This is a genomic window from Halobaculum sp. P14 (genome assembly GCF_051195155.1).
Classification (GTDB): Archaea; Halobacteriota; Halobacteria; order Halobacteriales; family Haloferacaceae; genus JBNTKA01.
In genome coordinates, this window is record NZ_JBNTKB010000004.1 from 205915 (window position 1) to 226952 (window position 21038).

Consider the following 21038-nt stretch of genomic DNA (forward strand, 5'->3'; position numbering starts at 1 on the left):
GCCGCGATGAGACCGGACGACGAACGCTACTTCGCCCGCATCGAAGACCGGCTCGACGAGGCGTTCGAGCGCGCCGAAGCCGCGCGCGCACAGGGGAAGGACCCGGGCACCGACATCGAGATTCCGGTGGCGCGCGACATGGCCGACCGCGTCGAGAACATCCTCGGCATCCCCGGCGTCGCCGAGCGCGTCCGGGAACTCGAAGGCGAGATGAGCCGCGAGGAGGCGGCGCTCGAACTGGTCACGGACTTCGTCGAGGGCACCGTCGGCGACTTCGACAGCCGCGAAGGCAAAGTCGAGGGCGCCGTCCGCACAGCGGTCGCGCTGCTCACCGAAGGCGTCGTCGCCGCGCCGATCGAAGGAATCGACCGCGTCGAACTCCTGGAGAACGACGACGGCACGGAGTTCGTGAACGTCTACTACGCCGGCCCGATCCGGTCCGCCGGCGGAACCGCGCAGGCGCTGTCCGTGCTCGTCGGCGACTACGCCCGGTCACTGCTCGGTATCGAGGAGTACAGCGCCCGCACCGACGAAATCGAGCGGTACGCCGAGGAGGTGTCGCTGTACGACAAGGAGACCGGGCTGCAGTACACGCCGAAGGACAAGGAGACGAAGTTCATCGCCGAGCACATGCCGATTATGCTGGACGGGGAAGCCACCGGCGACGAGGAGGTGTCCGGCTTCCGCGACCTCGAACGCGTCGACACGAACTCCGCCCGCGGCGGCATGTGTCTCGTGCTCGCGGAGGGCATCGCGCTGAAGGCGCCGAAGATTCAGCGGTACACCCGCCAGCTCGACGAGGTCGACTGGCCGTGGCTCCAGGACCTCATCGACGGCACCTACGCCGACGGCGGCGGCGACGCTGGCGACGCGGACGGCGAGGAGAACGGCGCTGACGGTGACGGCGGCGACGACGGGGGAGAACCCGACGGCGAAGCCGCGTCCGCCGACGCCGACGACGCCGACGACGGCGGCCTGCCGGACGGCGCTGAGCCGGACGGCCCGAAGCGCGTCGAGCCGTCCGAGAAGTTCCTGCGCGACCTCATCGCCGGCCGCCCCGTGTTCGGCCACCCGTCGGAGCCCGGCGGCTTCCGCCTCCGGTACGGCCGGTCGCGAAACCACGGCTTCGCGACCGCCGGCGTCCACCCGGCGACGATGCACCTCGTCGACGACTTCCTCGCCACCGGCACCCAGATCAAGACCGAGCGGCCCGGGAAAGCCGGCGGCGTCGTCCCCGTCGACTCCATCGACGGCCCGACGGTTCGGCTGGCGAACGGCGACGTCCGCCGCATCGACGACCCGAAGGAGGCGCTCGAAATCCGGAACGGCGTCGAGGAGATCCTCGACCTCGGCGAGTACCTCGTGAACTACGGCGAGTTCGTCGAGAACAACCATCCGCTCGCCCCCGCCTCGTACGTCGTCGAGTGGTGGGAGCAGGACCTCGCCGCCGCCGGCGCCGACCTCCAGGCGCTCCGCGACGACCGCCGCGTCGACCTCGACGACCCCGCCGCCGACCGCGCGCTCGAATGGGCCGCCGAGTACGACGCGCCGCTCCACCCCGCGTACACCTACCTGTGGCACGACGTCAGCGTCGACGACTTCGAGGCGCTCGTCGACGCCGTCACCGACGGCGACGTCACCGGCGACCTGCTCGTCGTCGAGAACACCGACCGGGTTCGACGCACCCTCGAATCGCTGCTCGTCGAACACAGCCAGACGCCGGACTCGCTCCGCATCCCCGACTTCCGCCCGCTGCTCCGTCAACTCGGCGTAACCGACGGACTGCAGCGCGAATGGGAGGAACTCAGCGCCGACGCCCGGAACTGGGCCGGCGGCGACAACGCCGTCCGCGCGGTCAACGACGTCGCGCCGTTCACGGTCCGCGAACGCGCCCCGACCCGCATCGGCAACCGGATGGGTCGCCCCGAGAAATCCGAGAGCCGCGACCTCTCCCCGGCCGTCCACACGCTGTTCCCAATCAACGACGCCGGCGGCAGCCAGCGCTCCGTCGGCGAAGCCGCCTCCGAACACACCGACCGCGGCCGCGGCGTCGTCGACGTCCGACTCGGCGACCGCGAATGCCCCGGCTGCGGCACCCACACCTACAAGGTCAGCTGCCCGGACTGCGACACCCACACCGAGCCGTACTTCGAATGCGACGACTGCGGCACCGTCTGCGAACCCGACGAATCCGGCCGCGTCGAATGCCCACACTGCGAACGCGTCGTCGACAGCACCGACTGGCACACCGTCGACCTCAACGACGAGTACTGGAGCGCGCTCGACGCCCTCGGCGAACGCGAAGCCTCCTTCGAGATGCTGAAAGGCGTGAAGGGGCTCACCTCCGCGAACAAGACGCCCGAAGCGATGGAGAAAGGCGTGCTGCGCGCCAAACACGGCGTCTCCGCGTTCAAAGACGGCACCGTCCGCTACGACATGACCGACCTCCCGGTCACCGCCGTCCGCCCCGAAGAACTCGACGTCACCGCCGACCACTTCCACGAACTCGGCTACGAAACCGACATCGACGGCGAACCGCTCGTCCACGACGACCAGCTCGTCGAACTCCGCGTCCAGGACATCGTGCTGTCGGACGGCGCCGCCGAACACATGATGAAGACCGCGGACTTCGTCGACGAACTCCTCACCGACTTCTACGGCCTCGACCCGTTCTACGAAGTGAACGAACGCGACGACCTCGTCGGCGAACTCGTCTTCGGCATGGCGCCGCACACCTCCGCCGCCGTCGTCGGCCGCGTCGTCGGCTTCACCAGCGCCGCCGTCGGCTACGCACACCCGTACTTCCACGCCGCGAAACGTCGCAACTGCTTCCACCCGGAGACGAAGGTATGGTTCGAAGACGAGGACGGCGAGACTCACTACACAGCAATCGAGACGCTCGTCGAGGACCGACTCGACCCCGAAACCGCCGACCAGGACGACTTCGGCACGCTGGTACAGGAACTCGACGGCGACGTGCACGTGCCATCAGTAACCGAGGACGGCGAACAAACGCTCAAGCGGGTCGAATCCGTCTCGAAGCATCCGTCACCCGACCACCTCGTTCGAGTGGAAACGAAAAGCGGCCGTGAACTGACCGTCACTGCAGACCACTCGATGCGCCGGTGGAACGACGGCAGCGTCGACCGCGTCGACGCGAGAGAACTCTCGGAAGGTGACGCGATTCCGGCTCCGAAGGGACTCGACGTCGACCGGAATACGATACCGAACGAAGACGACGCGCTAAATGACGCAGTCGACCGAATCGAGACGCGGTCACAGCGGCTCTTCGGTGACGGTGGAGACGTCTGGGTCGACGAGGTCGTGTCCGTGGAGCCCGTGGCGTCCGACGTCGACTCCACGTACTGTCTCACCGTCTCGGATACGAACACGCTGGTCGCGAACGACCTCTACGTCGGACAGTGCGACGGCGACGAGGACTGCGTGATGCTGCTGATGGACGGCCTGCTGAACTTCTCGAAGGAGTTCCTGCCGGACAAGCGCGGCGGGCAGATGGACGCGCCGCTCGTGATGTCGTCGCGCATCGACCCGAGCGAAATCGACGACGAGGCGCACAACATGGACATCGTGCGGCGGTATCCGCGGGAGTTCTACGAGGCGACGCTGGAGATGGCGGACCCGGAGGAGGTCGACGTCCAGATCGCGGAGGAGACGCTCGGGACGGACGACGAGTACCGCGGGTTCGACCACACGCACGACACGTCGGACATCGCGCTCGGCCCGGACCTGTCTGCGTACAAGACGCTCGGGTCGATGATGGACAAGATGGACGCGCAGCTGGAGTTGGCGCGGAAGCTCCGCGCGGTCGACGAGACGGACGTGGCGGAGCGCGTCATCGAGTACCACTTCCTGCCGGACCTCATCGGGAATCTGCGGGCGTTCTCGCGGCAGGAGACGCGGTGTCTCGACTGCGGCGAGAAGTACCGGCGGGTGCCGCTGACCGGGGACTGCCGGGAGTGCGGCGGCCGGATGACGCTGACGGTGCACCGCGGCTCCGTCAACAAGTACATGGACACGGCGAAGCAGGTCGCCGAGGAGTTCGGCTGCCGGGAGTACACGAAACAGCGGCTCGAAATCCTCGACCGGTCGCTGGAGTCCATCTTCGAGAACGACAAGAACAAGCAGGGGAGCATCGCGGACTTCATGTAGCGCGCCGGGCGGCCGACCGAGCGTTTACTCCGGCGGCGCCGCAATCCGTCTCGTGATGGTGGACGCGACTCGTTCGTCGGTGCTGCTCGGCTGCTGTCTGCTCGCCGTCGTCGCCGGAGCCGCCGCCGTCGTCGCCGGGGTTCTTCGGGGGAATCCGACCGTCATCGTCGTCGGGTCGAGCGTCGTCGCCGTCGGCGGTGCGCTCATGCCGCTCGTCGTTCGAGCGACGGACTGACGCGGCCGTGGTGACCGACGATCGGCCGCCGGGACCCCGAATCGGCCGGCGTGTTTTTGCCTGATGCGGCGTCACGTCCGGGTATGGCCGAAGACGAACCGTCAGTCGGCGTCGGAGCGGCAGTGTACACGGAGTCGGGCGAGAAACTCGGCACGGTCCGCGGGTTCGACGAGGACGGCTTCTACGTGACGACGCGGGAGGGAATCGCGTCGCTGTCCGTCGAACACGAGCGCGCCGGCCACGAGTTCGGCGAGGGCGAACTGGTGTGGCGCTGCAGCGAGTGCGGCGCGATGGGCGACATCGACGAACTCCCCGACGAGTGCCCGGACTGCGGCGCCGCCAGGGAGTACCTCTACTACTGGACCGAGGACTGAGACGGCGAGGCGCCGCAGCGACGCAGCACGACGGCGCCGCGACGCAGCGACTCCGTGAGCCAGCGGCACCGTGAGGCAGCGACGCGACGGCACGCCCGCTCGGCGGGCGGCACCGAACCGCTCTTTTCGGCGCGCGACGAGGCGTCACCATGGACATCGTGGTGTTCGGCGCCGGCTCGCTCGGCAGCCTCGTCGGCGGCGTGCTGGCCCGGGAACACGACGTCACGCTCGTCGGACGCGACCCACACGTCAGCCGCGTCCGCGAGGCCGGGCTCCGCGTCACCGGCGCGCTCGACGCGCACACCTACCCGGACGCCGTCACCGACTGGCCCCCGAGCCGCGGCGAACGCGGCGGACGCGACGCCGAACGCAACGACGGAGTCGACGCCGGGAGCGACGTCGACGGTGCGGGGCCGGACCTCGCGCTCGTCACCGTCAAGACGTACGACACCGCCGACGCCGCCGCGGCGCTCCGCGACGGCGACCCGGCGGTCGTCTGCTCGCTCCAGAACGGCCTGACCGAGGCGGTGCTGGCCGAGGCGCTCGGCGACCGGGTGCTCGCCGGCACCGCGAGCTACGGCGCCGAACTCGCGGAGCCGGGTCGCGTCGAGTGCACCGGCGTCGGCCGCATCCACGTCGGCGAACTCGACGGCGGCGGCAGCGACCGCGCCGAGCGGGTCGCGTCGGCGTTCCGCGACGCCGGCCTGCGCTGTGCGGCCGACCCGGAGATGCCGCGTCGCCGCTGGGAGAAACTCGCGGTCAACGCCGGCATCAACGCCGTGACGGCGCTCGCGCGGGTCCGCAACGGCGCGGTGACGGACGCGCCCGGCCGCGAGCCCGCGGTGCGCGCCGCCCGCGAAACCGCCCGAGTCGCCCGCGCAGAGGGCGTTCCGCTGTCCGACGGCGACGCCGTGGACGCGCTCGACGCCGTCGCGGACGACACGGCCGCGAACCGGTCGTCGATGCTGCAGGACGTCGACGCCGGCAGACGAACCGAGGTGGACGCGATCAACGGAGCGGTCGTCGACCGCGCCGCCGGCCACGACGTCGCGGCGGCGACGAATCGGACGCTCGCGGATATACTCCGGACGTGGGAGTCAGCACGCGGATTTCGCTGAGTAACGAATATTCGAATAATCGCAGTACTGAGATGTGAATTGGAGGAACCAATTCGGGGCCGCTCCGAAGCCGGGAACGTCCGTGTGACGCGGGCGACGCCCGGCGGACTCCGAGCGATTGCTCGGGTATACTGCGTCCGCGACCGCTCGGTGAGGTATGCCAGAGTGCGCGAACTGCGGCGAGTACGTCTCGGACGACTACCTCCGCGTGTTCACGCCGGAGTCGATGGACCAGCCGCGGTGCTGCCCGTTCTGCGACGACAAGATTCGCGACGGCGGCCGCGTCCGCGACGCGCGGAGCACGCGGCAGCCCCGGCGCGGCGCGAGCGGCGCCGAATCCGACCGCGACCGATAGTCGGAAACCGCGGTACTGCGGAACGAATCGGAGCCCGACCTACTCGACGTAGCCGAGGTCGCGGAGCCGGTCTTTCGCTTCGTCGTCCATCTCGTCAAGCGAGTCGTCGGTGACGTCGCCGTCAGCCGCACCTGTCCACGCGCCGCCGGCTTCGGCTTCGAACTCGCCGAGTGCGGCTTCCGCGTCGGCGACGCGGTCGTCGCTCCCGCCGGCGAGGTTCCGGGTTTCGCCGGGGTCGCTGTCGAGCCGATACGCCTCGTCGGGGATGCGGTCGATGCGGACGTACTTGGCGTCGGCGCCGCGTGCGGCCCGCATCCGCGAGTAGAATCGGGAGTCCTCCGGGAGGTCGATGCCGGCCGCCGACGCCTTCTCCTCCAGCTGTTTCAGTTCGACGACGGGCCGGGAGTACTCGACGAAGCCGTACTCGCCGGTCGGGCCGCCGACCTGCCCCGGGTCCGGGTCGTCGACGCCGGCGAACTCGCGGTAGTCGGCCGACAGCAGCGACCGAGTCGAGTCACGCGGAACGGCTGCGTCGCCCGCCGACGCCGGGTCGCCGCCGTCGACGCCGAGTGCGTCAAGGACGGTGTGGTAGAGGTCGACGAGTTCGACGGTGTCCTCGCGGCGGCCGCCGTCGAGGTCCGGGTGTTTCACCATCAGCGGGACGTTCACGAGCGGGTCGTACAGGCTGAACTCGTGGCCGTACAGGTCGTGTTCGCCGTGGAGTTCGCCGTGGTCGGCGCAGACGACGACGGCGGTGTCGTCCCAGCGGCCGGTGTCTTTCAGCCAGTCGAACAGCGCCGTGAGCTGGTCGTCGATGTGCGCGATTTCGGCGTCGTACAGCCCGCGGATGGCGTCGAACTCGTCGTCGTCGATGTCGCGGGCGCCGCAGTTGTACTCCTTCGAGTTCTGGCAGACCTCGGTGGAGTCGACGCCCGGCGCGAACTCCTCGACGTACTCCTCGGGCGGGTGATACGGGAGGTGTGCGTCCATCAGATTGATGAACGTGAACCAGTCGTCGCCGTCGTCGTCGGCCGCCTCGATGAACTCCCGGGTCCGGTCCATCACGGCCGGCGTCTTCGAGTCGGCGCCCTCGCCGGACGCGAGGTATTCGTGGGCGACGTTGCCGAGCGACACCAGTTTGTCCGCGACGGTGCGGAGGGCGTCGCTGTCGTTCATCGTCTTCCACGCCTTCGCGAGCGGCCCGGAGAGCAGGTCGCCGGGCATCACCTCGAAGAAGTTGTCCTGGTCGTCGAAGCCGTCGGTGAGGTGCGTGTACGGCGTAATCCAGGCGTTCGACGAGTAGCACGCCGTCCGGTAGCCGGCGCCCGACAGCGTCTCCGCGAGCGTCGTCGCGCCCTCCAGGTACGGGTTCTCCTGGTCCGCGCCGTGCTGGTGCGGGTACATCCCGGTGAACAGCGACGCGTGCACCGGAAGTGTCCACGGCGCCGGTGCGACCGCGTTCTCGAACACCGTCGCCTCCGCGGCGAACTCGTCGAGCCCCGGCGTCGTGCCGCCGTCGTAGCCGTACGGACCGAGTCGGTCCTTCCGGACCGTGTCTAACACGACGAAGAGGACGTTCTCCGGCGAGTCGTTGCTCATTACCTGCGGAATCCCGCTCGCCGTTAATCCGTCTTCTGGTCTCCACCACCGACGCGGCAATCCAGGACGGACACCCCGATACGGCAGATTCGATATAGCGAGTACGGGTTTACACCGACGGATTCACCCGTACAGAGTCAGCCGTGCCGTGGCGGCAACGCCGAGGCTCCGCGAACCCGAATTTAGGCGGTAGAACGGCGCTGTAGCTATCGAGCCGCGAAAACAGAGGGAAGAAGTGCCGAGTTAGAAGGGGGCCTGCGGGCCTTCGTCGTCCTCGCCGTCGTCGCTCTCACCGGGGAACGACGGGGACATGCCGTCGCTCGAGTGGCTCATCCCGCCGAGGTCGCCGTCGGCGCCGCCGCCCATGCCGGTGTCGGCGTGGACCTGGGTGATCTCCGGGATCTCCTTCGTCATCCGGGACTTGATGGCCTGAATCGTCATCGGCGAGATGCCACAGCCGGAGCAGGCGCCGCCGAGCGAAATACTGATTTCGCCGGTCTCGCGGTCGAGGTGCTGAATCGCGGCGCTGCCGCCGTGCATCTGGATCTGCGGGAAGTTCCGCCGCAGGAAGTTCGTGACGCGGTCACGCAGGTCGTCGCCGTCCTGTGAGTCGGTACTCATTACGTCCGAATTGGGAGTACGTGGGTTTATGCCTTGTGCTCGTCAGGGGACACGTCCGCGTCAGCGGGCGGCTCGACGGCGAACACGCGGTACAGCTCCGCTTCGATCTCCTCGACGTAGCGGTCGAGCGTCCGCTCCAGTTTCTCGTCGTCGACGACGACGCCCGTGACGCGCTCCGTCGGATTCTCGGGCAGTTCGACGCGGAACGCCCCCTCGTCGTAGAACGGCTCGGACTCGTTGAGCACCTGCTGGTCGATGGCGTGAATCAGCTCCGAGTCGTACGCGTCGTTCATCGTCTCGAACGCGTTCTTGTACGCGCGCTGCAGCTCCGGAAAGTAGTTCGCGTACTTGTCCTCGAACTGCTCGGGGTCGAAATCGGCCATTACCGAAGGATTCGGCGGCGCGGACGTAAGCCCGGCGGTCCAGACGATAAATCCTATGCCGCGATACAGAATCCGGTGGAGGTCGCGGGAGTTCGAAAGTGGTGAATCGATTTACGGCGAGGAGAGGCACCATCGCAAGCGTTTAGTCTCGTACACCGCACCTGCCGGCATGGTTACGGTCGCTTTTCTGGGAAGCCACACGCTGGGTGTTCGGTGTCTCGAACGGCTCCACGAGCACCCCGACGTGGACGTCGAAATCATCGTGACGTACCGAGCCGACTCCGACCGGTGGTGGGAGGGGTCGGTTCGAGAGCGGGCGAACGAACTCGGCTACGAGAACGTCCTGCCAATCGACTCCGAGCGGGAGGTGCTGGACCACCCGGTGGACTACCTCATCAGCGTCTACTACCCGAACATCCTCGGCCCCGAACTCCTGAACCACCCCGACCAAGCGCCGATCAATCTCCACCAGGCCGAACTCCCACGGTACCGCGGAAGCAACGTCTTCAGCCACTCGATCATGAACGCTCGGAAGGACGATTACTGGAAGCACGGCACCACGATGCACTTCATGGCCGAGGACGTCGACGCCGGCGACATCATCGACCGCCGGTTCGTGGAGATCGACGAGGACGACACCGCGCGGTCGCTGTACGAGCGAACCCGAGAAGCGTCCGAGGCGCTGTTCGAGGACATGCTTCCGCACATCGTCTCCGGTGACGTCATGGAGATGGGAACGCCGCAGTCGGAGTTCGGCGGCGAACGGTACTTCTACACCAAGGACAGCCTCGATGACGTGAAGCAGGTCGACCCGGAGGAACTCGGCGACCCGGACGACGTCGAACTGTACGACCGCATCCGCGCGGTCGACTTCCCGCCGTTCGAACCGGCGTACACGGAGCTGAACGGCCGACGAATCTACCTGACGAAAACCGGGTACTCCCAGGAGTAGCTACCGGTCGAGCGGAACCGTCTGGTTCCGCTCGGAGGACTCTTCGGCGAGTTCGAGTTGCTCGACGACCTCCGCACCGATTCTCCCCGGCGAACTCGGCTCCGTCCGTTCCTTGCAGGCGGAGACGAAGTCGTCGACTTCGACCCGGAGCGGCTCGTCGTTTTCAACCTCGTACGTCTTCCCGCCTTCTTCGAGCGCGCGGAGTTCGTCGCCGTGTTTGACGACGCGGCTCTCGTGGATTTCGACCACGTTGTCCTCGAGGTAGTCCACGTACGCCGCTTTCTCCGAGCCGACGACGACGAGGTCTCGCTGCTTCCCGAAGACCGGTACCTGCCAGGACTCGTTGATGACGGAGGTCGCCTCGTCGTAGTTCAACACGAGCGTCGCCGTCTCGTCGATGTCGTCGCGGACGACGCTGTCGAGCCGGCAGTAGATGTCGTTCGGCGCGTCGTCGAGCAGGTAGTTCGAGATGTCCACGTCGTGGACGGCGAGCGAGTAGAGGACGCCGGTGGTCGCGCGGGGGACGCGGAACGAGAAGCGACGCGTGTTCATGTACTTGATTCGGCCGAGTTCGCCGCGGTCGATGCGGCGCTTGAGTTCCTTCAGCGCCGGGTGGAACCGGAAGATGTGGCCGACGGCGAGAACCCGGTTTTCGGCGTCGGCGGTTTCGACGATGCTCCACGCGTCGTCGCTGTCGAGCGCCAGCGGCTTCTCGATGAGCAGGTCGACGCCCGATTCGAGGAGGTCGACGGCGATGTCGTGGTGCGTCGGCGACGGCGTCGAAAGCGTCGCCGCGGTGACGCCTTCGTCCGGGAGGTCGGCGTAGTCGGTGACGTACGGGAGGTCGTACGCCTCCGCGATTTCGGAGACGCGCTCCTCGTCGGCGTCACACAGGTACGCCTCCTCGATGACCCCCTCGCTGCGGAGCTCCGAGGCGATTCGGGCGTGGTTGCTGCCCCAGTAGCCCGTGCCGATGACGGCGTACTTCATCGGTAGAACTCCTCGATGGCCGCACAGACCTCGTCGATTTCCTCGTCGGACAGGCGGGGATGCATCGGGAGAGAGACGATGCGGTCACAGAGCGCCTCCGTCCGTTCGAGCGTCACGTCACCGACGCGCTCCTCGATGGCCGGGTGTTCGTGCAGCGGCGTCGGGTAGTGGACGCCGGTGTCGATGCCGCGGTCGTCGAGGTGTGCCCGAAGCGCGTCCCGGTCCGGAGCCTGGACGACGTACAGGTGATAGACGTGCGTGGCGTCTTCGGCCTCCGTCGGCGTGACCACCTCGTCGACGTCGACCAGCGCGTCGGTGTAGCGATGCGCCGCTCGGCGACGCCCGTCGTTCCACGCTCGGATGTGGTCGAGTTGCGCGTCGCCGACGACGGCGCTGACCTCGTCGAGCCGGAAGTTCAAGCCGAGGTAGCGGTGAACGCCGTCGTCGCCCCGCCCGTGGTTCCGGAGCGCGCGCGCCTTGTCGGCGAGGCCGCCGTCGTCGGTGACGAGCATCCCGCCGTCGCCGCCGACGGTCATGTTCTTCGACGGGTAGAAACTGAACGCGCCCGCGTCGCCCGCCGTCCCGGCGAGTTCGCCGCCACGTTCCGCGAAGTGAGCCTGACAGGCGTCTTCGACGACCGCGAGGTCGTGCTCGTCGGCGATTCGGTTGATGGCCTCCATGTCCGCCATCTGCCCGTAGATGTGGACCGGGACGACGGCCGCCGGGTTCTCCGACGCCTCGACAGACTGCTCCAGCTCCGCGGGGTCCATCGTGTACGTCTCCGGGTCGACGTCGACGAACTTCGGCGTCGCACCCGCCCTCAGAACCGTGCTCGCGGTCGCGAAGAAGGTCAGGCCGGGGACGAACACATCGTCCCCGTCACCGAGACCCAGCCCTTCGAGCGCCAACAGCAGCGCCGCCGTTCCGCTCGACAGCCCGACGGCGTGCTCGACGCCGGCTTCGCGGGCGAACGCCGCCTCGAACTGTTCGAGCCGTTCGCCCTTGACGTAGCGGGTGCTCTGGAGAACCTCCGTGACCTCGTCGACGATGTCGTCGTCGACGTAGATGTCGGTGAACGGAACGTGGTCTGTCACGGCCGACGGTTCCCCTCGGCCGATGATTGAACTTTCGGTTCCACGGATTACCGAGTCGACGGAGCCGTGACGCGGGAGAAGTCGCGCGGCCGCGGAGTCACCGAGCCTGGAGCCGGCCGGCCCGGGTCAGAACGACGTCCAGGCGGTCGCGGTCTGCTGCCGGTCGCGGACGCGGAGTTCGCGGGCGCCGTCCTGTTCGCGGGTGTTGATGACGGTGTCGAACGGCTCGTACATGGTGTGGAGCGTCTGTTCGTCGTGCATCGTCGAGCCGATGACGGAGACGGTGAACCAGCCTTCGCTTTCGGCCTGCTTCGTGAGCACGCGGACGAACTGGTAGACGTCCTGCGGGTCGAGGTACATCAGCAGCTCCGACAGCGAGTGGATGCCGACGCCGACCGGGGCGCCGTGTTCGCGGTACACCTCGAAGAGGTCCGTGAACTTCATCCCGATTTCGGTGACGTTCTTCGGCGAGGAGACGTAGCGGACGCGTTCGGAGTCGGTGACGGACGCCCCGCGCTGCCGGGAGACGCAGTCGACGACGCCGACGAGTTCCGGGTCGACGCCGGCGGCCTCCGCGAAGTCGGCGCGGACGTCCTCGGCGGCGTCACCCGTCGTGATGATGATGCCGCGGTCGGCGTTCTCGGCGAGCAGCCGGAACATCAGGTCGTACTTCCCCGTCATCGGCGGCCCGGCGATGAGGAGGCTCCGGCCCTCGTGGGTGCCGTCGATAGAGAACGGGGCGTCCTCCAACATACGAGAAACGACGCGGTCGACGGCTAAAACCTTTGTCCACGCCCGCGCCGCCATGCGCTTCGGGGAGTACACGGCGAGTCACTCCTCCGCGTCGGACCGGTCGGTCGGCGAGCCGAGCAGCGACGGGAAGCCGAGCGCGCCGAGGTCGGCGCCCCCGTCGAGCAGTTCGGCGCGGTCGAGGAGGGCGGCGCGGTCGAGCATCGTCGGGAACTCGCCGGCAGGGCCGGGAGTCCCCGGGTCGTCCTCGGCGTCGACGTCGCCGGGGTCCGTGGGCGACGCGCCCGTGACGAGGTGAGTCCAGATGTCGTCGGCGCCGTCGACGTCGTCGGTGCCGCGGAGTTCGGTCGCGGTCTGTTTCCCCTCCTGGTAGGCGAGGTCGATGATGCTGCGGTCGTAGGAGGTGTCGAGGGCGTCGCGGAGCCGGTCGAACTCGTCGTCGTTCCGGTAGCCGAACGAGGCGGCGACGCCGAGCGCGTACGCCCGGCGGATGGCTTCGTCCGGGGAGATGTCGGTCCAGTCGGTGCCGAGTCGTTCCTCGTACATCACTGGGGAATCGTGGCGTCGGCGTCGCCGACGGCGAGGCCGGCGTCGGTGAACCGGAGGTCGTGGATGTCGGTGTCGACGTCGGTGCCCCGCATCTTCACGACCTGGACGCCGCGGCGCATCCCGTCGTCCTCCATGTAGTTGTGGAAGAAGATGACGCCGTGCGCCAGGTAGTGTTCGTCGGCGTACGCGGACGGGTCGGTCATCTCGGAGATGAGGTACGTCGTGGCGTCGGTCCGCTTGAGCGACGAGAGGAACCGCATCACGGTGTCGTCGGTGTCGTCGAGGTAGTAGCGGAGCAGCATCGTCGAGTCGATGACGACGCGGTCGACGTCGCGGGACTCGACGAACGACGTGATTCGGTTGGAGATGCTGTTGAGGTCGCGGCGTTCGCCCGGCATCCCGAAGAACCGTTTGCCGTCGGAGGAGAAGGCGTCGAGGAACGTGACGTTCCCGGAGTCGAGCACCTCCGCGAAGCCGAAGTCGTAGCCGGCCATGTCCTGTTCGAGGTCATCGCGGCTCTCGTGCATGCTGATGAACAGGCAGCGCTCGCCGTCGGTGGCGCCGTCGGCGACGAACTGTGCGGAGAACGTCGTCTTGCCGCTGCCCGGGGGGCCGCAGATGACGTAGAGCCTGCCGCCCGGGAGGCCGCCGTCGACCAGGCGGTCGAACCCGTCCACGCCGCTCGATACGCGCATGGTCGTGCTGCGCCGACGCGCCGCATAAGGATTCGTCCCCGGCTCTCAGGCGTGATAACGGACTGGGGGCGCGAGCGAAGAGAGCCCGGACAGCTTCGCCGGGGAGCCGCAGAAAAGCGATGTCGATAATACGTCGACGTGCTATCGAAGCGTCACTAAAGCGTCGAAGAAGCACCGTAGAACCATCATCGAACCGTCAGTGAAGCGGTGTCGAAGCGACACCGCGGAACTGGAATCGGAGTTTCGCCGGCGCGACGCGGCCGGGTTACTCGGTCTGCGGTTCGACCCAGACGACGAACCGGTCGTCGCCCTTGACGATGCCGCGGACGTCGTCGTCGCCGGCGGTCGTCGCCTCGTCGACCTGGTCGGCGGCGACGTCGCGGACCTGGAACACCTCGTCGACGACCCAGCCGACGGTGTTGCCGTCGTTGACCTCGTCCGGGTCGAACACGATGATTCGTTCGCGCGCGCCGCTCTCCGCGACGCCGAGCAGCGTCTTCGGATCGATGATGGTCGTCGTCTTGCCGCGGAGGTCCATGACGCCCTCGACGTGCCGGGGCGAGTTCGGGATGGCCGTCAGGTCGGCCGCGTCGACGATCTCGTCGATGTACGCGATGTCGAGACAGTACGTTTCCTCGCCGAGGCCGAACTCGAGTACCTGCGTGACGTCCGCCTCCGCCGCCGCGTCGCCGTCAGATGTGCGTTGCGTGCTCGCCATACCCGATTCGGGCGGGTCGCCGACCTTAACCGTACTCCCCGAGGTATCACCGCTGAAATTCGGGACGGAGCCTTGAAGAACGGCGTGTTGGAAGCTGAAGCCATGACGCGACACGCCACGCGGCCCGGAGGGAGCGCACGCGGCGGCACCGCTGCGCCGCGGACGGTCGTCGTGGACGACTCCCGGTTCATGCGGGGACTCATCACGGACATCCTGGAGGCGGGCGGGGTGGACGTCGTCGGGGAAGCGAAAGACGGCACGGAGGTGCTGTCGGTCGTCCGCGACACCGACCCGGACGTCGTCACGATGGACGTCGAAATGCCGCAGATGGACGGCATCGAAGCCGTCGAGGAACTGATGCGCGAACACCCGACGCCGGTGTTGATGCTGTCGGCGTACACCGAAGACGGCGCCGAGGAGACGTTCGAAGCGCTCGACGCGGGCGCCGTCGACTTCTTCGCGAAGCCGGGCGGAGAGGTGTCGATGGGCGTCTCACGGCTCGAAGACCAGCTCGTGGACACGGTCCGGTCGGTCGCGGGCGCCGACATCTCGGGCGGCGGCGCGTCCACGACGACAGCGAGCCGGTCCGCGACCGGGACGACCGCGGCGTTGACCGCGACGTCGACGCACGACGTGGAGCCGAACACGACGGTCGTCATCGGCTCGTCGACCGGCGGACCGGACGCCGTCGAGCGCGTCCTCTCGGGGCTCCCGGGCGACGCCGACATCCGCGTCCTCGTCGTCCAGCACATGCCGGAGGCGTTCACGGGCCGGTTCGCCGAGCGGCTCGACGACGCCTGCGACCTCGACGTGTCGGAGGCGACCGACGGCGCCCGAATCGCCCGCGGCGAGGCGCTCGTCGCGCGCGGCGGCGCCCACATGGAGGTGTCGGACTACCGCGACGGCCGGCTCCGCGTGAAACTCGTCGACGAGGACCGCGGGCAGGGCGTCCGGCCGTCCGCGAACGTCACGATGGAGTCCGCGGCCGCGGTCATCGACGGTCCGCTCGTCGGCGTCATCCTCACCGGAATGGGGAGCGACGGCGCCGACGGCGTCGAGGCCATCAGCCGCGCCGGCGGCCGCGTCGTCGCGCAGGACGAACAGAGCTGCGTCGTCTACGGGATGCCGAAGCGCGCCGCCGAGACCGGCAGCGTCGACTCCGTGGTGCCGCTCGACGACGTCGCTGTCGGCATCGTCGGAGGTGAGCGCTGATGTCCGAAGCGCACATCCGGGCGTTCGTCCGCGAGTCCGAGGAGGGAATCACGGAGCTGAACAACTCGCTGCTCGCGCTCGAATCCGACCCGGACGACGCGGAGGCGATGGACGCCATCTTCCGGACCGCGCACACCCTGAAGGGGAACGCCGCGGCGATGGGGTTCGGCGACTTCTCCGGGCTCGCGCACGCGATGGAGGACCTGCTCGACGAGGTCCGCGACGGCGACATCGACGTGTCGCCGGAGCTCATGGACCTGCTGTTCGAGGGCGTCGACCTGCTCGACGAGATGCTCGGCGACATCGACGAGACCGGCGACACCGCCGTCGACCCGACCGACACCGAGGAGGCGCTCCGCACCCTCGCCGAGGACGGCTCCGAGGCGCTCGAAACCGCCGGCGGCAACGGCGACGGCGACGACGCAGACACGGAATCGGCGGCCGAATCGGAGTCGGCGGCGACGGCGGACACGGACCTCGAATCGGAACCCAACACCGACGACGCCGAGTCGGCCGGCGTCGACGTCGACGTCGACCACGGCATCGAGCCGGCCGACGACGAGGGCGTCTACCGCGGAACCGTCTCGCTCGGCGACACCGAGATGCCGGGCGTCGACGCGATGTTCGTGCTGGAGGCCGTCGAGGAGGCGTTCGGCGCCGTCGGCACGGACCCGGACCGCGACGCGGTCGAGGACGGCGACTACGACGACACGTTCGACGTGTACGTCCCGGCGACCACCGGCGACGCCGTCGCCGCCGGCCTCGACGCCGTCAGCCAGGTCGACGAGGTGTCCGTGGACGCGGTCGACCCGGCGCCCGGCGACGACGCTCCGGAATCAGCGGACGCCGGCAGCGACGCTGACAGCGACGACGCCGCCGGTGGCGACGAAGACGCGGCGGGCAGTTCGACCGGCGAGCCCGCCGCCGACGCTTCCGACACCGCGGACGACGCGGAGGGCGACGCTGGAGACGCCGCGGACGGCGAAACCGGGGACTCCGGCGGGTCGAGCAGCTCCTCGGACACGATTTCGTCGGTCCGGGTGGACGTCGAGCAGCTCGACGACCTGTACGGGCTGGTCGAACAGCTCGTGACGAGCCGCATCAAGCTCCGCCGCGAGATGGAGACCGCCGGCATCGAGTCGGAGAACCTCGACGAGCTCGACAAGATCTCGTCGAACCTCCAGAACACCGTGATGGACATGCGGCTCATCCCGCTGTCGGCGGTCGTGGACACGTTCCCGCGGCTCGTCCGCGACCTGGCGCGCGACCAGGACAAGCAGGTGCAGTTCGACATCGACGGCCGCGACATCGAACTCGACCGCACCATCCTGACCGAGATCCGCGACCCGCTGGTGCACATCCTGCGGAACGCGGTCGACCACGGCATCGAGCCGCCCGCCGAGCGCGAGGCCGCCGGGAAGGACCCGGAGGGCACCATCGAGCTCCGGGCGAGCCGCGAACGCGACCACGTCACCATCGTCGTCGAGGACGACGGCGGCGGTATCGAGGCGGACGCGCTCCGCGAGAAGGCCGTCGAGAAGGGCGTGAAGACCCAGGCCGAAGTCGACGCGATGGACGACGCGGAGGCCCGCGACCTCGTGTTCCACCCCGGGTTCTCCACGAACGACGAAGTGACGGACGTGTCGGGCCGCGGCGTCGGCATGGACGTCGTCCGCACCACCGTCAAGCAGCTCGACGGCGCCGTCACGCTGGAGTCGACGCCCGGCGAAGGCACCCGGTTCGAGATTCGGCTGCCCGTGACGGTCGCCATCGTCCGCGTCATGTTCGTCGAGGTCGACGGCGTCGAGTACGGCGTCCCCATCAAGAACATCGCGGAGGTGTCCCGCGCCGGCGGCATCGACACGGCCCACGGAGACGAGGTCGTCCGGCACGACGACGACATCTACCCGGTCGTCCGGCTCGGCGACGTGCTCAGCGACTCCGCGAACGCGGCGTACGCCGACGGCGGCAGCGGCCCGGACGACCCGGCCGCCGTCCCCGGCGACCCGGACGCGGACGGCTACGGCGGCGACGTCGGAAGCGCCGGCACCGACGCCGGCGGCGACGAGGACGACGGGATGCTGCTCCGAATCCGGGAGGAGAAGCGGCCGATTGCGCTGCACTGCGACGACGTGCTCCACCAGGAGGAGGTCGTCGTGAAGCCGCTCGAAGGCATCCTGTCGGGCATCCCGGGGCTGTCCGGGACGGCGGTGCTCGGCGACGGCGACGTCGTCACCATCCTCGACGTGGAGACGCTGGGGGAGCCGCGATGAGTTCCGTGGAGAACGACGGGCTGTCGCGGGTCATCCGCTACGTCGAAGACGAGGTGCCGTTCGAGCCGGGGTACTACAACGAGGCGTACCTGCAGCGCCGCATCGCCGCGCGGATGCAGCGGCGGAACGCCGACAGCCACGACGACTACCTCAGCGTCCTCCGCGGCGACGACGACGAGCGGCAGGCGCTGCTCGACGCGCTCACCATCAACGTCACCGGGTTCTTCCGCGACCCGGACATGTGGGCGGACCTCCGGCCGGTGGTGCAGGAACTCACCGCCGAGCAGCGGTCGGTGACGGCGTGGAGCGCGCCGTGCGCCGACGGCCGCGAGCCGTACTCGCTGGCGATGCTGGCGGCGGACGACCCGGACATCGACGACCGCAGCCTCGACATCTACGCCTGCGACATCAGCGAGGAGGCCATCGAGGCGGCGCGCACCGGCATCTACGAGACGACGCGCACCACCGACATCGGCGAGGAGCTCGGGCCGCTGACGAGCTACGAGCCGTACGTCGAACAGGAGGACGCGACGTTCCGCATCCGCGAGTCGCTGAAGCGGCGGGTCACGTTCGAGACGCACGACCTGATTCAGGACCGGCCGCGGACCGACGTCGACCTGCTGTTCTGCCGGAACCTGCTCATCTACATCGACGCGGCGTACAAGGAGCCGCTGTTCGAGACGCTGCAGACCGCGCTTCGGCCGGGCGGCTACCTCGTCGTCGGGAAGACCGAGACGGTGCCGCCCGGCTGCCGTGACGCGTTCGACGCCGTCGCGAAACGCAGCCGAATCTACCAGTACACGGGATAATGTCGCTGTACAAACTCGCCCGCGATAACGACATGGAGACGCTCACCGACAGAGCGAAAAACAGCGACAGCGCCGCTGTTCGCCGCCGCGCCGCGGAGATGCTCGGCGACGTCGGCGACCCGGAGGACGACCGGACCGTCGACGTCCTCATCCACCTCGCGCGCAACGACGACGACGACTCGGTGCGGGCGGCCGGCGTCGACGCGCTCGGCGACCTCGGCGACGGCTGCGTCGAGCGGCTGCTCGCCGAGGAGTTCGGCGTCGACCCGGCGGCGGCCGACTGGGCGGCGGTCCGGGCGTACGCGAAGGCGCTGCAGTCGTCGGTGCCGGAGTTCCGGATGGCGGCGGCGAACGCGCTCGGCGACCTCGGCGACTCGGACGCCGTGAAGCCGCTGGTCGGCGGGCTCGGCGACGACGACCCCCGGGTCCGCGAACGCGCCTGCTACGCGCTCGGCCAGATCGGCGACCCGCGGCCGGTCGGCAAACTGAAGCAGCGACTCGACGACGACCACGGCGCCGTGAAGGCCGCCGCCGCGGACGCGCTCGGCACCATCGCCTCCCAGCCGGCGCTGAGCGCGCTGGTCGACCTGCTGGACGACGACAACCCCAGCATCCGGCGCGTCGCCGCGAACGCGCTCGGGAACGCCTCCAGCGCGGAGCCGGTGCCGATGCTGGCGTCGGCGCTCGGCGACGAGCACGACACGGTGCGGCGGACCGCCGTGTTCTCCATCATCGAACTGCTGTCGAACGCGCCGACGAAGCAGAGCCACGCCGTCCGCGACGCCGTCGTCTCCGAACTGAAGCAGGCCGACGACGAGACCGTGCTCGGGCCGCTCACCGAGATCCTCGAAGAGGCCTCGCAGGCCCGTCAGCGCCGAAACGCCGTCTGGTTCCTCGGGCGCGTCACCAGCGACGACCCGCCGGAGGCCGTCGTGGACGCGCTCGTGGAGGCGCTCGGCGACGACGACAAGATGACGGCGCAGTTCGCCGCGACCAGCATCAGCAACCTCGACGGGCTGTACGTGGAGTCGACGCTCATCTCACTGCTGCGCGACGACGAGGCGTCGACGGAGGCGCGCGCGAAGGCGGCGTACTCGCTCGGCGACGTCGGCGGGTCGCGGGCGAAGGAGGCGCTCGACCGAATCACGGACGAGGACGTCGAAAAGGAGGTGCGGAAGCGAGCGTTCGCCTCGCTGTCGAAACTCGGAGGTGCTAGACAATGACGGAGCAACGCAAAGAGCAGGAGCAAGAAGAGTACAAGGTGACGGACACCCGCGGCCGGTTCGCGCAGGCGATGAAGGGCGGCCGGAAGATCAACGACGTGTCGTGGACGAACGGCCGCATCATCCTGTCGAACAAGCGCATCGTCCTCGTCGGCAACGAGGGGAAACGCACCCTGTCGCTGTCGAAAGTCGAGGGGCTCGGCGGCCGCTACGACGCGAGCCAGGAGGTGGCGCGCGTCTCGAACTACGTCAGCCTCCGGTTCGACGACGAGGTGTTCCTGCTCACCACCGAGGACCACGAGGAGTTCCGGACGAACCTCTACCGGGCGTTCCTCGACCGGAAAGTCATCTTCGCGCGCCACCCCGCCGTCGAGGGCGGCGTCGTCCAGGACACCGAGTTCGAGCGCGCCCGCGTCAAAATCGAGGCGGACGGCGTCAGCGTCGCGCTCCAGAGCGGCGCGTTCGTCCGGCTCGAACTCGACGACATCGGGACGCTCGAAGAGGTGGAGCGCACCGTCTTCGACGAGAAGCGCGGCGTCATCGAAGCCGAACACACCGACGAGAACGGCACGTCCGTCCAGACGTACCTCTCCGGGGAGACGTGGCACGTCGCCGTCCTGAAGTCGTACCTGAAGCAGGGCCAACAGCAGAACCAGGGCGCCGTCGAACTCTCCGAGGCCGAGCGCGAAGTCCTGATGGCGCTGTACTCCGGCGTCTCCTCGTTCGAGGTCCCGAACTTCCTCGGGATGGACGTCGACCGCGTCGAGGAGACGTTCGAGCGGCTCATCGAACTCGACGTGCTCGAGGAGGTCCGGACGCGCCGGGAAGTGAACCTGATGCCGCGCGGCCGCAACATCGCCAGCGAGGCGATGAACGAACAGTAACGACGCCGCTATTTTCGAAGCGTACCGGCCGGAG

At 68.6% G+C, this 21038-nt stretch carries 20 protein-coding genes; 11 read left to right on the top strand and 9 right to left on the bottom strand.

Annotated elements, in window-relative coordinates; translation table 11 throughout:
- The first annotated feature begins 6 nt into the window (after window positions 1-6).
- The 5 genes from ACQUS7_RS09800 (at window position 7) to ACQUS7_RS09820 (ending at window position 6252) form a co-directional block, all read left to right on the top strand.
- Entirely contained in the window at window positions 7-4170 is a 4164-nt protein-coding gene (locus tag ACQUS7_RS09800) for a DNA-directed DNA polymerase II large subunit (RefSeq protein ID WP_435146686.1), read from the top strand.
- 55 nt (window positions 4171-4225) lie between these two features.
- Window positions 4226-4405, top strand: coding sequence for a hypothetical protein (locus tag ACQUS7_RS09805; protein WP_435126340.1), 180 nt, complete (start codon window positions 4226-4228; stop codon window positions 4403-4405).
- An 83-nt stretch (window positions 4406-4488) separates the two neighbouring features.
- A complete protein-coding gene (locus ACQUS7_RS09810) occupies window positions 4489-4779 on the top strand; it encodes a DUF7130 family rubredoxin-like protein (protein WP_435126337.1) in 291 nt (96 codons plus the stop codon).
- Between the two features lie 149 nt (window positions 4780-4928).
- Window positions 4929-5897, top strand: a complete 969-nt coding sequence (locus tag ACQUS7_RS09815) for a ketopantoate reductase family protein (RefSeq protein WP_435146689.1) — start codon at window positions 4929-4931, stop codon at window positions 5895-5897.
- A 157-nt stretch (window positions 5898-6054) separates the two neighbouring features.
- Window positions 6055-6252, top strand: coding sequence for a DUF7563 family protein (locus ACQUS7_RS09820; RefSeq protein ID WP_435126332.1), 198 nt, complete (start codon window positions 6055-6057; stop codon window positions 6250-6252).
- A gap of 39 nt (window positions 6253-6291) precedes the next feature.
- Here the strand turns inward: ACQUS7_RS09820 and ACQUS7_RS09825 are convergent, their stop codons facing one another.
- The 3 genes from ACQUS7_RS09825 to ACQUS7_RS09835 form a co-directional block, all read right to left on the bottom strand.
- The gene (locus ACQUS7_RS09825) at window positions 6292-7851 is read right to left on the bottom strand and encodes a sulfatase (protein ID WP_435146691.1); all 1560 of its coding nucleotides are present in this window, start codon (window positions 7849-7851) and stop codon (window positions 6292-6294) included.
- A 243-nt stretch (window positions 7852-8094) separates the two neighbouring features.
- Window positions 8095-8472, bottom strand: coding sequence for a NifU family protein (locus ACQUS7_RS09830; RefSeq protein ID WP_435126327.1), 378 nt, complete (start codon window positions 8470-8472; stop codon window positions 8095-8097).
- A gap of 26 nt (window positions 8473-8498) precedes the next feature.
- Window positions 8499-8855 (bottom strand): DUF5783 family protein, encoded by a 357-nt coding sequence (locus ACQUS7_RS09835; RefSeq protein WP_435146695.1) that lies wholly within the window; start codon window positions 8853-8855, stop codon window positions 8499-8501.
- Between the two features lie 169 nt (window positions 8856-9024).
- On the opposite strand from ACQUS7_RS09835, the gene ACQUS7_RS09840 reads away from it, so the two are divergent.
- The gene (locus ACQUS7_RS09840; RefSeq protein WP_435146697.1) at window positions 9025-9807 is read left to right on the top strand and encodes a methionyl-tRNA formyltransferase; all 783 of its coding nucleotides are present in this window, start codon (window positions 9025-9027) and stop codon (window positions 9805-9807) included.
- Here the strand turns inward: ACQUS7_RS09840 and ACQUS7_RS09845 are convergent, their stop codons facing one another.
- The 6 genes from ACQUS7_RS09845 to ACQUS7_RS09870 all read right to left on the bottom strand — a co-directional run bounded on the left by ACQUS7_RS09845 (window position 9808) and on the right by ACQUS7_RS09870 (window position 14603).
- Window positions 9808-10797, bottom strand: a complete 990-nt coding sequence (locus tag ACQUS7_RS09845; protein WP_435146699.1) for a Gfo/Idh/MocA family protein — start codon at window positions 10795-10797, stop codon at window positions 9808-9810.
- The gene (locus ACQUS7_RS09850; protein ID WP_435146701.1) at window positions 10794-11891 is read right to left on the bottom strand and encodes a DegT/DnrJ/EryC1/StrS family aminotransferase; all 1098 of its coding nucleotides are present in this window, start codon (window positions 11889-11891) and stop codon (window positions 10794-10796) included. Before ACQUS7_RS09850 ends, ACQUS7_RS09845 begins: the two co-directional genes overlap by 4 nt.
- Window positions 11892-12017: 126 nt before the next feature.
- Entirely contained in the window at window positions 12018-12644 is a 627-nt protein-coding gene (locus ACQUS7_RS09855; RefSeq protein WP_435126312.1) for an RAD55 family ATPase, read from the bottom strand.
- A gap of 78 nt (window positions 12645-12722) precedes the next feature.
- The gene (locus tag ACQUS7_RS09860; RefSeq protein WP_435146703.1) at window positions 12723-13187 is read right to left on the bottom strand and encodes a hypothetical protein; all 465 of its coding nucleotides are present in this window, start codon (window positions 13185-13187) and stop codon (window positions 12723-12725) included.
- A complete protein-coding gene (locus tag ACQUS7_RS09865) occupies window positions 13187-13885 on the bottom strand; it encodes an RAD55 family ATPase (RefSeq protein WP_435146705.1) in 699 nt (232 codons plus the stop codon). The genes ACQUS7_RS09860 and ACQUS7_RS09865 overlap by 1 nt, the downstream gene beginning before the upstream one ends.
- A gap of 265 nt (window positions 13886-14150) precedes the next feature.
- Window positions 14151-14603 carry a chemotaxis protein CheW gene (locus tag ACQUS7_RS09870; RefSeq protein WP_435126304.1) on the bottom strand — a complete coding sequence of 151 codons (453 nt, stop codon included), beginning with the start codon at window positions 14601-14603 and terminating at the stop codon, window positions 14151-14153.
- A gap of 102 nt (window positions 14604-14705) precedes the next feature.
- Between ACQUS7_RS09870 and ACQUS7_RS09875 the strand changes: the two genes are divergently transcribed.
- From ACQUS7_RS09875 to ACQUS7_RS09895, 5 genes are read left to right on the top strand one after another with little or no spacing between them, the layout of a single operon-like run.
- Window positions 14706-15815, top strand: coding sequence for a protein-glutamate methylesterase/protein-glutamine glutaminase (locus tag ACQUS7_RS09875; protein ID WP_435146707.1), 1110 nt, complete (start codon window positions 14706-14708; stop codon window positions 15813-15815).
- The gene (locus tag ACQUS7_RS09880; RefSeq protein ID WP_435146709.1) at window positions 15815-18088 is read left to right on the top strand and encodes an ATP-binding protein; all 2274 of its coding nucleotides are present in this window, start codon (window positions 15815-15817) and stop codon (window positions 18086-18088) included. Before ACQUS7_RS09875 ends, ACQUS7_RS09880 begins: the two co-directional genes overlap by 1 nt.
- Window positions 18085-18897 carry a CheR family methyltransferase gene (locus ACQUS7_RS09885; RefSeq protein ID WP_435146711.1) on the top strand — a complete coding sequence of 271 codons (813 nt, stop codon included), beginning with the start codon at window positions 18085-18087 and terminating at the stop codon, window positions 18895-18897. Before ACQUS7_RS09880 ends, ACQUS7_RS09885 begins: the two co-directional genes overlap by 4 nt.
- Complete coding sequence (locus ACQUS7_RS09890) at window positions 18897-20120, top strand: HEAT repeat domain-containing protein (protein ID WP_435146713.1); 1224 nt, start codon at window positions 18897-18899, stop codon at window positions 20118-20120. Before ACQUS7_RS09885 ends, ACQUS7_RS09890 begins: the two co-directional genes overlap by 1 nt.
- Window positions 20117-21004: a CheF family chemotaxis protein gene (locus tag ACQUS7_RS09895; protein WP_435126289.1), complete on the top strand. Its 888-nt coding sequence runs from the start codon at window positions 20117-20119 to the stop codon at window positions 21002-21004. The genes ACQUS7_RS09890 and ACQUS7_RS09895 overlap by 4 nt, the downstream gene beginning before the upstream one ends.
- Window positions 21005-21038: the final 34 nt, after the last annotated feature.